The 14,199-nt window shown below is 65.8% G+C and carries 15 protein-coding genes; 3 read left to right on the top strand and 12 right to left on the bottom strand.

All coding sequences use genetic code 11. The features are described from left to right. Window positions 1-4: 4 nt before the first annotated feature. Both ripA and ACZYZ7_RS04285 read right to left on the bottom strand, forming a co-directional pair. Window positions 5-1,471 (bottom strand): NlpC/P60 family peptidoglycan endopeptidase RipA, encoded by a 1,467-nt coding sequence (gene ripA, locus ACZYZ7_RS04290; protein WP_286174931.1) that lies wholly within the window; start codon window positions 1,469-1,471, stop codon window positions 5-7. 225 nt (window positions 1,472-1,696) lie between these two features. Continuing rightward, the gene (locus ACZYZ7_RS04285; protein WP_135454342.1) at window positions 1,697-2,281 is read right to left on the bottom strand and encodes an Rv1476 family membrane protein; all 585 of its coding nucleotides are present in this window, start codon (window positions 2,279-2,281) and stop codon (window positions 1,697-1,699) included. A gap of 292 nt (window positions 2,282-2,573) precedes the next feature. Here ACZYZ7_RS04285 and ACZYZ7_RS04280 point away from each other — a divergent pair, with 292 nt between their 5' ends. Continuing rightward, window positions 2,574-5,402, top strand: a complete 2,829-nt coding sequence (locus ACZYZ7_RS04280) for an aconitate hydratase (RefSeq protein ID WP_450069164.1) — start codon at window positions 2,574-2,576, stop codon at window positions 5,400-5,402. Between the two features lie 67 nt (window positions 5,403-5,469). Next, window positions 5,470-6,048 (top strand): TetR/AcrR family transcriptional regulator, encoded by a 579-nt coding sequence (locus ACZYZ7_RS04275; RefSeq protein ID WP_044518305.1) that lies wholly within the window; start codon window positions 5,470-5,472, stop codon window positions 6,046-6,048. A gap of 29 nt (window positions 6,049-6,077) precedes the next feature. On the opposite strand, the gene ACZYZ7_RS04270 is transcribed toward ACZYZ7_RS04275, so the two are convergent. The 4 genes from ACZYZ7_RS04270 to trxA all read right to left on the bottom strand — a co-directional run bounded on the left by ACZYZ7_RS04270 (window position 6,078) and on the right by trxA (window position 9,278). Beyond that, window positions 6,078-6,272, bottom strand: a complete 195-nt coding sequence (locus ACZYZ7_RS04270) for a helix-turn-helix domain-containing protein (RefSeq protein ID WP_135454337.1) — start codon at window positions 6,270-6,272, stop codon at window positions 6,078-6,080. A gap of 129 nt (window positions 6,273-6,401) precedes the next feature. Continuing rightward, window positions 6,402-8,030 (bottom strand): ABC-F family ATP-binding cassette domain-containing protein, encoded by a 1,629-nt coding sequence (locus tag ACZYZ7_RS04265; RefSeq protein WP_135454335.1) that lies wholly within the window; start codon window positions 8,028-8,030, stop codon window positions 6,402-6,404. Between the two features lie 24 nt (window positions 8,031-8,054). Then, complete coding sequence (locus ACZYZ7_RS04260) at window positions 8,055-8,885, bottom strand: enoyl-CoA hydratase (RefSeq protein ID WP_450069163.1); 831 nt, start codon at window positions 8,883-8,885, stop codon at window positions 8,055-8,057. 18 nt (window positions 8,886-8,903) lie between these two features. Continuing rightward, the gene (gene trxA / locus ACZYZ7_RS04255) at window positions 8,904-9,278 is read right to left on the bottom strand and encodes a thioredoxin (protein WP_135454330.1); all 375 of its coding nucleotides are present in this window, start codon (window positions 9,276-9,278) and stop codon (window positions 8,904-8,906) included. 267 nt (window positions 9,279-9,545) lie between these two features. On the opposite strand from trxA, the gene ACZYZ7_RS04250 reads away from it, so the two are divergent. Then, a complete protein-coding gene (locus ACZYZ7_RS04250) occupies window positions 9,546-10,271 on the top strand; it encodes a polysaccharide deacetylase family protein (protein ID WP_450069162.1) in 726 nt (241 codons plus the stop codon). Window positions 10,272-10,339: 68 nt separating this feature from the next. Here the strand turns inward: ACZYZ7_RS04250 and ACZYZ7_RS04245 are convergent, their stop codons facing one another. The 6 genes from ACZYZ7_RS04245 to ACZYZ7_RS04220 all read right to left on the bottom strand — a co-directional run bounded on the left by ACZYZ7_RS04245 (window position 10,340) and on the right by ACZYZ7_RS04220 (window position 14,199). Continuing rightward, window positions 10,340-11,032: a heme peroxidase gene (locus tag ACZYZ7_RS04245; protein ID WP_450069161.1), complete on the bottom strand. Its 693-nt coding sequence runs from the start codon at window positions 11,030-11,032 to the stop codon at window positions 10,340-10,342. 94 nt (window positions 11,033-11,126) lie between these two features. Beyond that, a complete protein-coding gene (locus ACZYZ7_RS04240) occupies window positions 11,127-11,654 on the bottom strand; it encodes a hypothetical protein (protein WP_450069160.1) in 528 nt (175 codons plus the stop codon). 44 nt (window positions 11,655-11,698) lie between these two features. Beyond that, window positions 11,699-12,052, bottom strand: coding sequence for a hypothetical protein (locus ACZYZ7_RS04235; protein WP_450069159.1), 354 nt, complete (start codon window positions 12,050-12,052; stop codon window positions 11,699-11,701). 97 nt (window positions 12,053-12,149) lie between these two features. Then, window positions 12,150-12,491 (bottom strand): metal-sulfur cluster assembly factor, encoded by a 342-nt coding sequence (locus tag ACZYZ7_RS04230; protein ID WP_135454321.1) that lies wholly within the window; start codon window positions 12,489-12,491, stop codon window positions 12,150-12,152. Beyond that, window positions 12,488-12,940: a Fe-S cluster assembly sulfur transfer protein SufU gene (gene sufU, locus ACZYZ7_RS04225; RefSeq protein WP_210741441.1), complete on the bottom strand. Its 453-nt coding sequence runs from the start codon at window positions 12,938-12,940 to the stop codon at window positions 12,488-12,490. The genes ACZYZ7_RS04230 and sufU overlap by 4 nt, the downstream gene beginning before the upstream one ends. A 2-nt stretch (window positions 12,941-12,942) precedes the next feature. Then, entirely contained in the window at window positions 12,943-14,199 is a 1,257-nt protein-coding gene (locus tag ACZYZ7_RS04220) for a cysteine desulfurase (RefSeq protein WP_463740277.1), read from the bottom strand.

Below are 14,199 nucleotides of genomic sequence, written 5' to 3'. Positions count from 1 at the left end.
CCCATCAGTATTCGATGTAGCGGACGACGTACGGGGTCATCCCGCTCGTGCGGACCGGCGAGATCTTGACCTGCGAACCCGTGTACGGCGCTTCGAGCATCTGGCCGTTGCCGAGGTAGAGCGTCACGTGCTGGCTGCCGCCGGGGCCGTAGAAGATCACGTCGCCGCGCCGCATCTGCGAGGACGGGATCTTGCGGCCGGCGTTGTACTGCGAGCCCGAGTAATGCGGCAACTTGATGCCGACACCGGCGAACCCGTAGAGGATCAGGCCCGAGCAGTCGAACCCGACGGTGTTGGCCCCCGAATCGATGCCGCGACTCGGACCGGCGGCGTTGCCACCACCCCAGGAGTACGGAACGCCCATCTGGGAACCGGCCCGCTGGATGACGTATTCAGATGCCTGCCGTCCGTACACCCGGGGAATGGACCCGTTCGTGTAGCCGGTCGGCGTGGGCAGGATGCCCATTTTCTGCAGGAACTGGCGCCCCATGTTCTGGGTGACCTGCGCCGAGGTCGACGAGATCCCCAGGACCGTGTTGATGATGGCGATCGGGTCACCGCTGACGAACGCGCTGGGAATCGCCGGCAGCGTGGGATCCCATTCGCCGTCCCATTTCTGGCCCGCTTGAGCCGGCGCGCCCGGAGCTCTGTCCCAGTCCCCCGCCGCCGCCTGCGGCACCGGCCCCTGCACCGGAGCGGCCGGTGCTGATGCCTTGTGCACCTGAGCGAGTTGAGCTTGGGCCGTTGCCCGTTCGGCCGTCAGCCGCTGCAGCTCGCCCTGCTGGGCACTGAAGGTCTGCTGCGCCTGTTGCAGTGCGGCGACGGCGCTGTCTTGACTGGTCTGAGCGTTGGCCGTGGCCCGGTCGGCATTCTGCTTGGCCAGCCGGGCAGCCGATTCGCGGTTGACCTGCTCGGTGCGGGCCCGCTGCAGATCGGCGATCACCTTGTCGGTGCTGGCGGCCAGGGTTTGACCGGTCGCCGCGGTGCGCGCGATGTCGGCGGGGTCGGACGCAGTCAGGTACGAGCTCGATGGCCCGTTGACGTAGGTGGCCGCCGCGAAGGTGTCGAACCTCTTCTGCGCCTCGGCGATGGCGCGATTGGCGTCGGCGATGCCTTGTTGGCTGGCGTCGACCTCCTGCTGCGCCGTAGCGGCTGCATCGCGGGCGTCCTGCACATCGACGATTGCCTTGTTGACGGCTTCCTGCTGAGTCTGGATGGCAGCGCCCAGCTCCTGCAGCTTCTGGTCGGCGTTGGCCACCGCGGCCACGAGCGTTGCGATCTGATCTGGCGCCCCCGGATCCGCCGCGGCCGGGACGCCACCCGACAACGCTGTCGCCAACAGCATCGCCGCGGTCAGCGGCACCGCCCAGAAACGGCCGCGCAGACGCGATGCAGAGACCCCATCTGCTGCTCGCGCATGCGAAGCCCCATCTGCTCCGCGCGTGCGCGGGACGCCAACGGTGCGTCTCATTCGACTCAAGTCTCCTATGGCTCAACGTCGGCGTGCCGGCGTTTGCTCGGGGCCTTTGCACAGAAGTCACATGAAGCACAACTGCAACAATGGCTACCGATTGCACCGTACGTCACATCTGAAACCAAAGAAACTTTAGTCACAAATTACAGGAATGTAATTGCGAATAGTGTGACCAATTAGTGATATTTGGACGGTATTCCGAACTAATGTTCGACGGGTTTTTCAGACCTCGACTGAGGGGGCGCTCGAGGCCCCTGACCCGGCCAATCGTTTGCTGCGCACCTGCAGGGCGCGAGTCAGCGCGGCCGCCGCGGCAACCCCGAGCGTCAGCACGATCGTGAGCGCAGTCCAGGGAAAGTCGGGGGTCGAAATCTCCCCGACGAAATTCTTTGCCGACAACACCGGATTACCGGTCTTGGCCACATCCTGCCCGGCTTCCAAAGTCACGCGGTCGATTGTCGGGCTGTACGTACCGGCAAACGACGGGCTCAGCGCGAGCACCGTCGCACCCGGATTGGCCGCCCCGACCTCGCTGGCGATATCACGCAGCGGCGTGTCGATACCGGGGTTCTGCGGCAGAACCACGATCTTGAGATCGACCCCGCCCTGACGGGCATCGCTGACGACCTGGCGCAGAGCCTCAACATCGGCGTCGGGCGCGCTGACACCGTCGTCGCGAACGTCGGCCTGCACGGCCGCCATGCACTTGGCCACTCCGTCGGGTTGCGCCGGATCCATCCCGACGGTCTCGCAGACCTCGACCGGGATATAGGCCGGCAGGAACGGGATGACATGGGGTCCGGTCACAGACGCACGGTATCCCGAGCCCATCCGCCGCTGCGCAGCGACACTGGAATCGTCACCGCATCGACCGCCTATCGTCACGCCGGAGTGACGCTCGCGGTGCCACGCCTCATCGCCGCCGCATTGCCCCGGACCGAGCGGGCGGATCGCACGGATCGGCCGAACGGGGTAGCAACCAGAACCCGACAAGGGAAGACTGGACCCCGGCCCGCTGGGCATTGCAGGACAAGCGTACTGTTAACATCGGAACGCCGCCGACACAGCCCGTCGCGGCGAGATCGAGCCGGGAGTTGATGTGAGCAGCGAGAATACGGAAAATTCGTCCCTTAACTCATTTGGTGCCCGCGACACATTGGCTGTCGGGGACAAGAGCTACGAGATCTACCGCCTCGACGCGGTACCTGGTACCGAGAAACTGCCCTACAGCCTCAAGGTGCTCGCGGAGAACCTCCTGCGGACCGAGGACGGCGCCAACATCACCAAGGACCACATCGAGGCTATCGCCAACTGGGATCCCTCGGCCGAGCCGAGCATCGAGATCCAGTTCACCCCGGCGCGGGTGTTGATGCAGGACTTCACCGGCGTGCCGTGCATCGTCGACCTGGCTACCATGCGCGAGGCAGTCGCGGCCCTGGGTGGGGACCCGGACAAGGTGAACCCGCTCTCGCCGGCCGAGATGGTCATTGACCACTCGGTGATCCTCGACGTGTTCGGCAATGCCGGCGCCTTCGAGCGCAACGTCGAACTCGAATATGAGCGCAACTCCGAGCGCTACCAGTTCCTGCGCTGGGGCCAGGGCGCGTTCGACGACTTCAAGGTCGTCCCCCCGGGCACCGGGATCGTGCATCAGGTCAACATCGAGTACCTGGCCCGGGTGGTGTTCGAGCGCGACGGGGTGGCCTACCCGGACACCTGCGTGGGCACCGACAGCCACACCACCATGGAGAACGGTCTCGGCGTGCTCGGCTGGGGCGTCGGCGGTATCGAGGCCGAGGCCGCCATGCTGGGCCAGCCCGTCTCGATGCTCATCCCCCGCGTCGTCGGCTTCAAGCTGACCGGTGAGATCAAGCCGGGCGTGACCGCCACCGACGTGGTGCTGACCGTCACCGACATGCTGCGCAAGCACGGCGTCGTCGGCAAGTTCGTCGAGTTCTACGGCAAGGGCGTGGCCGAGGTGCCGCTGGCCAACCGCGCCACCCTGGGCAACATGAGCCCCGAATTCGGTTCCACCGCAGCGATCTTCCCGATCGACGAAGAGACCATCAACTACCTGCGGCTGACCGGGCGTACCGAGGAGCAGCTGGCACTGGTCGAGGCGTACGCCAAGACGCAGGGCATGTGGCACGACGCCGACCATGAGCCCGCGTTCTCCGAGTACCTCGAGCTCGACCTGTCGACCGTGGTGCCCTCGATCTCCGGCCCGAAGCGCCCACAGGACCGCATCGAGCTGTCGGACGCCAAGAACGCGTTCCGCAAGGACATCCACAACTACGTCGAGGAGCACCTCCCGACCCCGGAGACCAAGCTCGACGAAGCGGTCGACGAGTCCTTCCCGGCCAGCGACTCGGTGTCGCTGTCGTTCGCGGACGACGGCGCGGTCGACGCCCGTCCGTCGGCCGCCAACGGCGCCGAGGGCCGGCCGTCGAAGCCGATCACCGTGAAGTCTGACGAGCGGGGCGAATTCGTGCTCGACCACGGCGCGGTCGTCGTCGCGGGCATCACGTCCTGCACCAACACCTCCAACCCGTCCGTCATGCTCGGCGCCGCTCTGTTGGCCAAGAAGGCCGTCGAGAAGGGCCTGACCAGCAAGCCGTGGGTCAAGACCAACATGGCGCCGGGCAGCCAGGTCGTCACCGACTACTACAACAAGGCCGGCCTGTGGCCCTACCTGGAGAAGCTGGGCTACTACCTCGGCGGCTACGGCTGCACCACGTGCATCGGCAACACCGGTCCGCTGCCCGACGAGATCTCCAAGGCCATCAACGACAACGATCTGTCGGTCACCGCGGTGCTCTCGGGTAACCGCAACTTCGAAGGCCGTATCTCCCCCGACGTCAAGATGAACTACCTGGCCTCGCCGCCGCTGGTGATCGCATACGGCATCGCGGGCACCATGGACTTCGACTTCGAGACCGATCCGCTCGGCCAGGATCAGCAGGGCAACGACGTCTTCCTCAAGGACATCTGGCCTTCTGCGCAAGAAATCGAGGAGACCATCGCCTCCTCGATCAACCGGGAGATGTTCACCGACTCCTACGCCGACGTGTTCAAGGGCGACGACCGCTGGCGTTCGCTGTCCACCCCGGAGGGCAACATCTTCGAGTGGGACGACGCCTCCACCTACGTGCGCAAGGCGCCGTACTTCGACGGCATGCCCGCCGAGCCGGAGCCGGTCGGCGACATCAAGGGCGCCAGAGTCCTTGCCCTGCTGGGCGATTCGGTGACCACCGATCACATCAGCCCGGCAGGTTCGATCAAGCCGGGCACCCCGGCCGCGCAGTACCTGGACGCCAACGGCGTTGCGCGCAAGGACTACAACTCGCTGGGGTCGCGACGCGGCAACCACGAGGTGATGATCCGTGGCACCTTCGCCAACATCCGGCTGCGCAACCAGCTGCTCGACGACGTCTCCGGCGGCTACACGCGGGACTTCACCCAGCCCGGCGGCCCGCAGGCGTTCATCTACGACGCCTCGGTGAACTACAAGGAGGCCGGCATCCCGCTGGTCGTCCTGGGCGGCAAGGAATACGGCTCGGGCTCCTCGCGTGACTGGGCGGCCAAGGGCACCGTGCTGCTCGGCGTCAAGGCCGTCATCACCGAGTCCTTCGAGCGCATCCACCGGTCGAACCTGATCGGTATGGGCGTCATCCCGCTGCAGTTCCCGGCGGGTGAGTCGGCTGCGAGCCTCAAGCTCGACGGCACCGAGACCTTCGACATCACCGGCATCGAGGATCTCAACAAGGGCAAGACGCCGAAGACTGTGAAGGTGACCGCCACCAAGGAAGATGGATCCAAGGTGGAGTTCGACGCGGTGGTCCGTATCGACACCCCCGGCGAGGCCGACTACTACCGAAACGGCGGCATCCTGCAGTACGTTCTGCGCAACATGCTGAAGTCGAAGTAATCCTGAATCCGACAACCGAAGCAGCACAGGCGCGGCGCCGAGCCGCGCTTGGGCGAGGAGTTCTCCAGTGCCCAGGGTGACGGACGATCATCTTGCCGCCCGGCGTCGTCAGATTCTCGACGGCGCCCGGCGCTGCTTCGGTCAGTACGGATATGAGAGTGCGACCGTGCGACGGCTCGAAGAAACCATCGGGCTGTCGCGCGGCGCAATCTTTCATCACTTCAAGGACAAGGACACCTTGTTCTTCGAACTGGCCAGGGAGGACGCCGAGCGGATGGCCGAAGTGGCCGCCCGCGAAGGCCTGATCCAGGTGATGCGGAACATGCTTGCCGCGCCCGAGCAGTTCGACTGGCTGGCCACCCGGCTGGAAATCGCCCGCAAGCTGCGCAACGATCCGGCCTTTCACCAAGGCTGGGCGGAACGGTCCGCCGAGCTGGATGCCGCGATCACCGAGCGCCTGCGCCGCCAGAAACAGGCCGGGCGCCTACGTGACGACGTGCCGAGTGCGGTCCTGCATATCTACCTGGATCTGGTTCTCGACGGCCTGGTAGCCCGCATCGCCTCCGGCGAGGACCCGAAGAACCTCACCGCGGTGCTGGACCTGGTCGAGGACAGCGTGCGGCAGCAGACGCCGGCGGATAGCTGAATCCTGTTACCGCACAGCGGTTGTGCTCATCACACCCTCGACCGGGTGCGGTGGTTGGGACCGCCGCGGCTGCGCATCGTCGTTCCCGACTCACGCAGCAAGCTGTGGATCGAGCCGTAAGAACGTCCGGTCGTCGCCACAAGCGTGCGGATGCTGGCACCCCCCTCGTACGCCTTTCGAAGTTCTGCCAGCAGCTCGCCGCGATTCTTGTTCATTTCCCTCATCGACATCTCCCCGCTTGTGATGTCCCGACGGATACCCAGAGTAGGAACCACCCACACACCGAGGGGTCGATTTGTCCAACGTCTTAAATTGACGTTCTCGAAGGTGCGGTGGTTCTTGAGAATTCGCTGTCAGGCGAGCTCGATGAGATCCCGGTATTCGGTGGACCAGAAGTCCTCGGTACCGTCCGGTAGTAGCACCACGCGCTGCGGATCGAGGGCCTCGGCTGCGCCCGGATCGTGCGTAACCAACACCACCGCACCCTGGTAGCTGCGCAGCGCGTCGAGAACCTGCTCTCGTGACGCGGGATCGAGGTTGTTGGTCGGCTCGTCCAGCAACAACACATTGGCCGTCGAAGCAACCAGGCCGGCCAGCGCCAACCGCGTCTTCTCACCGCCGGACAGCGTGCCGGCGGGCTGATCCAGCTGCGGGCCGGTGAACATGAACGCGCCCAACAGACCTCGAAGGTCCTGCTCCCCGGTGTCCGGCGCGGCGTGGCGGATGTTCTCCCAGACGGTCGACTCGTTGTCGAGGGTGTCGTGTTCCTGGGCGAAATACCCGATCTTGCAGCCGTGGCCGGGTTCCAGGACTCCGGCGTCGGCGGTCTCAGCGCCGGCGAGCAGCCGCAGCAGCGTCGTCTTGCCCGCACCGTTGAGGCCGAGTACCACCACCCGCGAGCCGCGGTCGATCGCCAGGTCGACACCGGTGAAGATCTCCAGCGACCCGTAAGTTTTCGTCAACCCCTTGGCCACCAGCGGGGTCTTCCCGCACGGCGCCGGCGTGGGGAACTTGATGCGGGCCACCTTGTCGGCCACCCGCTCGGCGTCGAGCTCGGCGATCATCCGCTCGGCCCGACGCAACATGTTCTGTGCGGCAACGGCTTTGGTGGCCTTTGCGCCCATCTTGGCGGCCTGGGCGCGCAACGCGCCGGCTTTCTTCTCGGCGTTGGCACGTTCGCGGCGACGACGCTGTTCGTCGGTCGCGCGCGCATCGAGGTACTTCTTCCAGCCCATGTTGTAAACGTCGGCCTCACCGCGTACCGCGTCGAGGAACCACACCCGGTTGACGACCTCGTCGAGCAGCTCGACATCGTGGCTGATGACCACGAGTCCACCGGTGTGGTTGTGAAGGAAGTCGCGAAGCCAGCCGATCGAGTCGGCGTCGAGGTGGTTGGTGGGCTCGTCGAGCAGCAGCGTGGTGGCAGATCCCGAACCGGTGTCGCTGGCCGCGAACAGGATGCGGGCCAGCTCGACACGCCGGCGCTGTCCACCGGAGAGCGTGCGCAGCGGCTGCGTCAGCACCCGATCGGGCAGGCCCAGGCTGGCGCAGATCCGGCCGGCCTCGCTCTCGGCGGCGTAACCACCCAGCGCCGAGAACCGCTCCTCCAACTGCCCGTAGCGGCGCACCGCTTTGTCGCGGGCCGCATCATCGGCCACCTCGGCCATCAAGACCTGCTGCTTCTCCAGGTCCGCCAGCAGCGTGTCGAGACCGCGAGCCGAGAGCACCCGGTCCCGGGCCAGGACGTCGAGGTCGCCTTCTTTGGGGTCCTGTGGCAGGTAACCGACCTCACCCGTACGCGAGATGCTGCCGGCGTACGGTTCGCCCTCCCCGGCCAGGATGCGCATGGTGGTGGTCTTGCCTGCGCCGTTGCGCCCGACCAGTCCGATCCGGTCGCCGGGCTGCACCCGCAACGCAGAGCCCTCGAAGGACAGCAGCGTGCGCGCGCCGGCGCGGACCTCCAGGTCCGTTGCGGTGATCACGCTGCGTCCTCCTCAGTGTTTGTCTTACTTCTGGTCGGTAAATACGGCGGGGCGCTTCTCCGCGCGCGCGGCAACCGCTTCCTCAAAGTTTGCGGTGAGCAGGCGCACGAAGAGTTGTCCCAGGCCCTCGGCCTGCATGTGCCCCTCCAGACTAGCGGCGTCCAGTCCACTCCAAAGAGTGCGCTTGGTCAACTCGATACCCGGCCGGGAGAACGCCGCCATGCGGTCCGCCATCGCGTAGCAGGTGTCCAGGAGCGCCTCCTCGGCCACCACGCTGGAGACCAAACCGATGCGCTCTGCCTCCTGCGCGTCGACGTCACGGCCGGTCAACATGATCTCGAACGCCCGTGACGACCCGATGGCCCGCGGCAGCAGGTAGGACAAGCCCAGCTCACTGGCGGTAAGCCCGTTGTTGATCCCGGCGGCGCGGAAGTAGGCACCTTCGGCGGCGACCCGGACGTCACACGCCAGCGCCAGGCAGAGACCACCCCCGATGGCCGCGCCGTTGACGGCGGCGATCACCGGCTGGTGCAGCCGGCGTAGGGCGAGAATCACATCGTCGAGGATCTCCATCGACCGCAGGGCGTACGTCGGTCTGGTCAGACCGGCGACGTGCGGAACCGAGCCGGCCGACTTGTGATCGGCCCCGGACGAGAAGCCGCGGCCGGCCCCGGTCAGCACCACGACGCGCACGCTGTTGTCGTAGCGGAGCTCTTCGAGGACGCCCTTGAGCGGCACCATGACGTCGAACGCCATCGAGTTCATCCGCTCAGGCCGGTTGAGGGTCACCAGGGCCACGTCCGGTCGCGGACGGTCAACCAGTACGAATTCGTTCTGCGCAGTCACGGACAGCACGCTATCGCGTGCCGTTCATCACACCTGTTCGGCGTCGCCCTGAGCGGCCTGCTCTTTCATGGCCGCATCGATGTCGAATTCCTTGATCTTCTGAACCAGATCCTCCAGCGCCGCCGGCGGCAGTGCTCCGGCCTGGTTGAAGACCAACTTGCCCTTCTTGAACGCCATCAGGGTCGGGATCGACCGGATGTCGGCAGCCGCGGCGAGCCCCTGCTCGGCCTCGGTGTCCACCTTGGCGAAGACGACGTCGGGGTGCTGCTCGGAGGCGGCCTTGAACGTCGGCGCGAACGCACGACACGGTCCGCACCACGACGCCCAGAAATCCACCAGCACGATGTCGTTGTCGTTGACGATGTCATTGAACTGGTCTGCGGTGATGTCCTGCGTACTCACACTTTTCCTAACGTCGGATTGATACAGCCTGTTCCCAGCATTGTGGTCGAGCAAACCGGAACCCGCGAGCACCAGCCAGTCTCAACCTGTGCGCGTCCGTCCCGGTCGGGCAGCGCGGACAGCCACCGCAAACCAGCACCGAAGCGGGATCACACCCCCGCTGAAACCCGGCGATCCCCACCCCACAGCCAGTTTGCAGCAGATGAGAAGCAAAGCAGCAGAAAACAATTGGACTCGGCCGCAGCCGGACTTGCGTACTATCAGAACATGCCGTGCGTTGACCGGCGCACTGTGCTTGCCGGCATCACGTTGGGCGTGATTTCCGCCCTGACCCGGGCACCCGTGGCTAGCGCCATCCGGGTACCCATACCGCTCGCGCGGATGCCGGTGGCGGTGATCTCCCGGTTACCCGGAGAGGGCAACCAGCTGGCTCTCACCGTCGACGACGGTAAGAGCAGTATGGTGGTCGGCGCGTTCGCGCAGTTCTGCCGCGACACCGGGACCAGGCTGACCTTCTTCGTCAACGGTGACAACGCTTCCTGGACCGACAACGCGCCGGCACTGCGGCCGATGGTCGACTCCGGCCAGATCCAGATGGGCAACCACACTTGGTCCCATCCGTTCCTGAACCAGCTGTCGCTTGCCCAGGTCGGCGACGAGATCCGGCGGAACGCCGACTTCTTGCGCAACACTTACGGCAGCGACGGAACCCCGTACTTCCGGCCGCCGTACGGCGTGCACAATGCCGACATCGACGGCGTCGCAGCAGACCAGGGATACACGACGGTGACGATGTGGAGCGGCACCGTCGGAGATTCACTCCCCGAGAACGAAGCCAGCCTGATCGCGGCGGCCACCCGCTCGTTCAACCCACAGCAGATCATCCTGGCGCACGCCAACCTGCCGACGGTCACGCACTGCTACGCCCAGCTCCACGATCTGATCACGAGCCGCAATCTGCAGACGGTCACCCTGCGAGACGCGTTCGGCTGACCTCACGCGGCCCCAGACAGTGAAACCGAGCGCGCCCCGCCGAAAGCCGCTGATCTACCGGCCAGCCGTCACGCTGGCACGTCCCGCTGATACGGGCGTTTCGACTCGAATCGCCAGATGGCGTGGTCGAGGTCGATGACGTTCCAACCGCCCGCTTCTGCCGTCGCATAGACCAGTTCGGCCGCCCGGACCGCATCGACCGGCCCCACTTCCCGACAGACATAGCCGAGCACCATCCGGTCGGCTTTCACGCCAGGGATCTTCGCCAAGATCTGCGCGTACTCCCAGGTAATTCCGGACCGCTGCCCCGGCACGGCACACCAGGCCGCCTTGACTTCTTCGCGGCGGGGCCCGTCTTCGACCATCGCCCGCAGCTCGTCGGTCGTCCGAATACCCAGGGCGACAAGCACTTCCGCTGCCTGCGCGACGGCCACGGACTTCAGTGGAGCGCTCACCGCGGTCGATGTGGGCCGACGGTTCCCGATCTGCGAGGCCCACGGGTCAGGACCGCCCAGCTCGGCGATGTTCTGTAGGAGCTCGGTGGCGCCATCAGTCTCAGCATCCGCCCCCTGGGCCGCCCGATAGCCGCGGTACCGGGCGACGACCTTCTCAACGGTGACGTAGCGCGCCCCGGTCGAGTAGATCGAATCGATCACACACAGCGCCAACGAATCCGGATATCCGCGCGGGCTGAACCAGCGCTGCGGATCACCGAGATCGCGCAGGCATGCCCCGTACAACTTCTCGACGTCTGAACTCATCGCAGTTCCTTCCGACTGTCCGGGAACTCCATCGGTTCCCGATGAGCTGGAAGCTAGCGCCGTGGGCCGACAAGAAGTCAGCGCAGCGCCAAAGTTATCCACAGGCCTGCCGGGTATTGGCCAGCAGCTGGGCTTGACGCCTGGGCCACCAGGCCAACTCCACCGCCAGAGCCGCCAAGTAGATAACCGACACCACGACATTTCCGACCGAACCGAACACGGCGTCCCACAACGCACTCGCTGCGGCGACGACGAGCACCACCGGCAGCAGCCACCGGAACGGGCGGGCTGTCTCCGCAGCCGCGTGCACTCCCCGGCTGTAATCGCGGGCGGCGTCCACCAATCGCGGATCGTCGATCCGTTCACCGCCGCGGGCAGCCCGCACGACCGCCTCCCGATCGGTCCCGGCGAGCTCCTTCGACATCGGCCAGTACCTCGCCATCCGGCGCGCCATCCCGATGCCGTAAAACACGCCGACGATCACGAAGACCAGTACGCCCGAGACCCAGAAACCCGAGTCCAGCCAGGCGAGCACACCCACGACCGCGCCCACCCCGGCGCCGATGATCATCGCCCGGCCCACGAAGCCGCTGCGCCAGACGAACGCCGGGACCGTGACCATGAGCCCACACGGTATCCGCAGGAGGCGGGTTTGCTCCCGGGTTACTACCAATCTCCATCGGTGACAACGTCGCCGGGCGCACCCTTGAGCGAGACAACCTTCGTGGGCCGCCGCAACGTACGCGTCGCGGTCCACCGGGGTGGGTGGCGGAACCTCACCCGTGATCGCCGTCCACTGAGCCGCGCTACACAGATGCACGAACACCCGCCGCGAGCCAGCCACTCGGCCGGCACCGTATCCGGATAGTCCTGAACCCGGCGTAGCGGAAACGAGCCGAGACTCGGCGGCAGCGGGTGCAACCCGATCTCCGGGATGCGCAACGTCCGTTCGAATCCGACCGTGACCGGCCCCAGGACCAACCGGTCAGCAATGACTTTTACGTCAGGACTGTGCCCCATGCGCGCCTCCGTTTCGCCTACTGGCGATATCGGTAGCACCGGGTGCCGACAAGCCTGTCGGCTGAACGGGGTGGCGCCCAGGAGAGGCGCCCGGCCGTCAGACCGTGAAACCGAGGGCGCGAAGCTGCTCGCGGCCGTCGTCGGTGATCTTGTCCGGGCCCCACGGCGGGTTCCAGACCCAATTGATCTTGATCTCGTTCACCAGGCCCGCGCCCACCAGCGCGGTGCGTGACTGATCCTCGATCACGTCGGTCAGCGGGCAGGCCGCCGAGGTGAGCGTCATGTCGATAAGGGCGACCTTGCCGGCATCACCCTCCTCGACATCGAGGCCGTACACCAGGCCCAGGTCGACGACGTTGATGCCGAGCTCGGGATCCACCACGTCACGCATGGCCTCCTCGACGTCGGCCAGCAGTTCGTCAGAAGCGGTGTCACTCATCGCTTGTCCTCCACGTCGTCGCTGGCCTGCACCAGCGCATCTTTAAAAGCCATCCAACCCAGCAGCGCACACTTCACCCGCGCCGGATACTTGGCGACACCGGCGAACGCGATGCCGTCACCGAGTACATCTTCGTCCCCCTCCACGTTGCCGCGTGAGGAAATCATCTCGGTGAATGCCTCGACCGTCTTGAGTGCATCGCCGACGCTCAGGCCGATGACCTGGTCGGTGAGCACCGAGGTGGCGGCCTGGCTGATCGAACAGCCCTGCCCGTCGTACGAGATGTCGGCCACCGTTTCCGCGTCGTCGGAGAGTGCGACCCGCAGCGTCACCTCGTCCCCGCAGGTCGGGTTGACGTGATGTACCTCGGCGGCGAACGGCTCCCGCAGTCCGCGGTGATGCGGATGCTTGTAATGGTCCAGGATCACTTCCTGGTACATCTGTTCCATTTTCACGAGAAGAACTCCACGGCGCGCTTGATGCCGGCCACCAGGCGATCCACCTCGTCGAGCGTGTTGTACACCGCGAACGACGCGCGAGCCGTCGCGGCGATCCCGAAGCGACGATGCAGCGGCCAGGCGCAATGGTGTCCGACGCGTACCGCGACGCCCTCGTCGTCGAGCACCTGCCCGACGTCGTGGGCGTGGATCCCGTCGACCACGAAACTGACCGGGGACCCACGATGATCCATCGTCGTCGGTCCGATGATGCGCACCTGGGGAAGTTCGGACAGTTCTTCCAGCGCGGCCGCGACCAGTTCGGCTTCGTGCGCCTCGACTGCGCCCATCCCGATGTCGCTCAAATACCTTGCCGCAGCAGCTAATCCGACCACCTGCGAAGTCATCGGGGTGCCTGCCTCGAAACGCTGTGGGGCCGCCGCATACGTGGTCTGTTCCATCGTGACGGTCTCGATCATCGAACCGCCTGTGATGAACGGCGGCATCGCGTTCAACAGCCGCTGCCGGCCGTAGAGGACGCCGATACCCGTGGGGCCGAGCATCTTGTGACCCGAGAATGCCGCGAAATCGACGTCGAGAGCGTGGAAGTCGACCGGCTGGTGCGGCACCGACTGGCACGCGTCCAGCACCGTCAGTGCACCGACCGCCTTGGCCCGCGACACCAATTCGTCCACAGGGGCAACCGCACCGGTGACGTTCGAATGATGGCTGAATGCCACCACTTTCACCCGCTCATCGAGCTCCAGCGAATCCAGATCGATGCGGCCGTCATCGGTGACGCCAAACCATTTCAGCGTCGCACCGGTGCGCTGGGCCAGTTCCTGCCACGGAATCAGATTCGCGTGGTGTTCCAGCTCGGTGGTGACGATGACATCGCCGGGACCGACGGCAGTCTCGAACCGCTTGTCCCCCAGCACATACGACACCAGGTTGATCGACTCGGTGGCGTTCTTGGTGAACACCAGTTCGTCGGTCTCAGCACCCACGAACACCGCGATGTCGGCACGGCCCTGCTCGTAGGCGTCGGTGGCCTCCTCCATCAGCTGGTGCGCTCCGCGGTGCACCGCACCGTTGGAGGTGGTGAGGAATTCCCGTTCCGTGTCGAGGACCTGTAGCGGCTTCTGCGACGTCGCACCGGAATCCAGGTACGCGAGCTGTTTCCCACCGCGCATCACCCGGCTCAGGATCGGGAAATCAGCTCGGATCCTGGCCAGCCCGGCTTGGTCCAATGTCGTCGCCGAGATGGTCAT

The organism is Mycobacterium sp. IDUB_17 (assembly GCF_055419465.1).
This window is presented reverse-complemented; position numbering and strand designations above follow the sequence as displayed.

Bases quoted from the DNA above. Each gene is read 5' to 3' on its own strand.
- ripA (WP_286174931.1), bottom strand. From the start codon at position 1,471: ATGAGACGCACCGTTGGCGTCCCGCGCACGCGCGGAGCAGATGGGGCT.
- ACZYZ7_RS04270 (WP_135454337.1), bottom strand. From the start codon at position 6,272: ATGAGGGAAATGAACAAGAATCGCGGCGAGCTGCTGGCAGAACTTCGA.
- ACZYZ7_RS04250 (WP_450069162.1), top strand. From the start codon at position 9,546: ATGCCGTGCGTTGACCGGCGCACTGTGCTTGCCGGCATCACGTTGGGC.
- ACZYZ7_RS04245 (WP_450069161.1), bottom strand. From the start codon at position 11,032: ATGAGTTCAGACGTCGAGAAGTTGTACGGGGCATGCCTGCGCGATCTC.
- ACZYZ7_RS04240 (WP_450069160.1), bottom strand. From the start codon at position 11,654: ATGGTCACGGTCCCGGCGTTCGTCTGGCGCAGCGGCTTCGTGGGCCGG.
- ACZYZ7_RS04235 (WP_450069159.1), bottom strand. From the start codon at position 12,052: ATGGGGCACAGTCCTGACGTAAAAGTCATTGCTGACCGGTTGGTCCTG.
- ACZYZ7_RS04230 (WP_135454321.1), bottom strand. From the start codon at position 12,491: ATGAGTGACACCGCTTCTGACGAACTGCTGGCCGACGTCGAGGAGGCC.
- sufU (WP_210741441.1), bottom strand. From the start codon at position 12,940: ATGGAACAGATGTACCAGGAAGTGATCCTGGACCATTACAAGCATCCG.
- ACZYZ7_RS04220 (WP_463740277.1), bottom strand. From the start codon at position 14,199: ATGACCATCTCGGCGACGACATTGGACCAAGCCGGGCTGGCCAGGATC.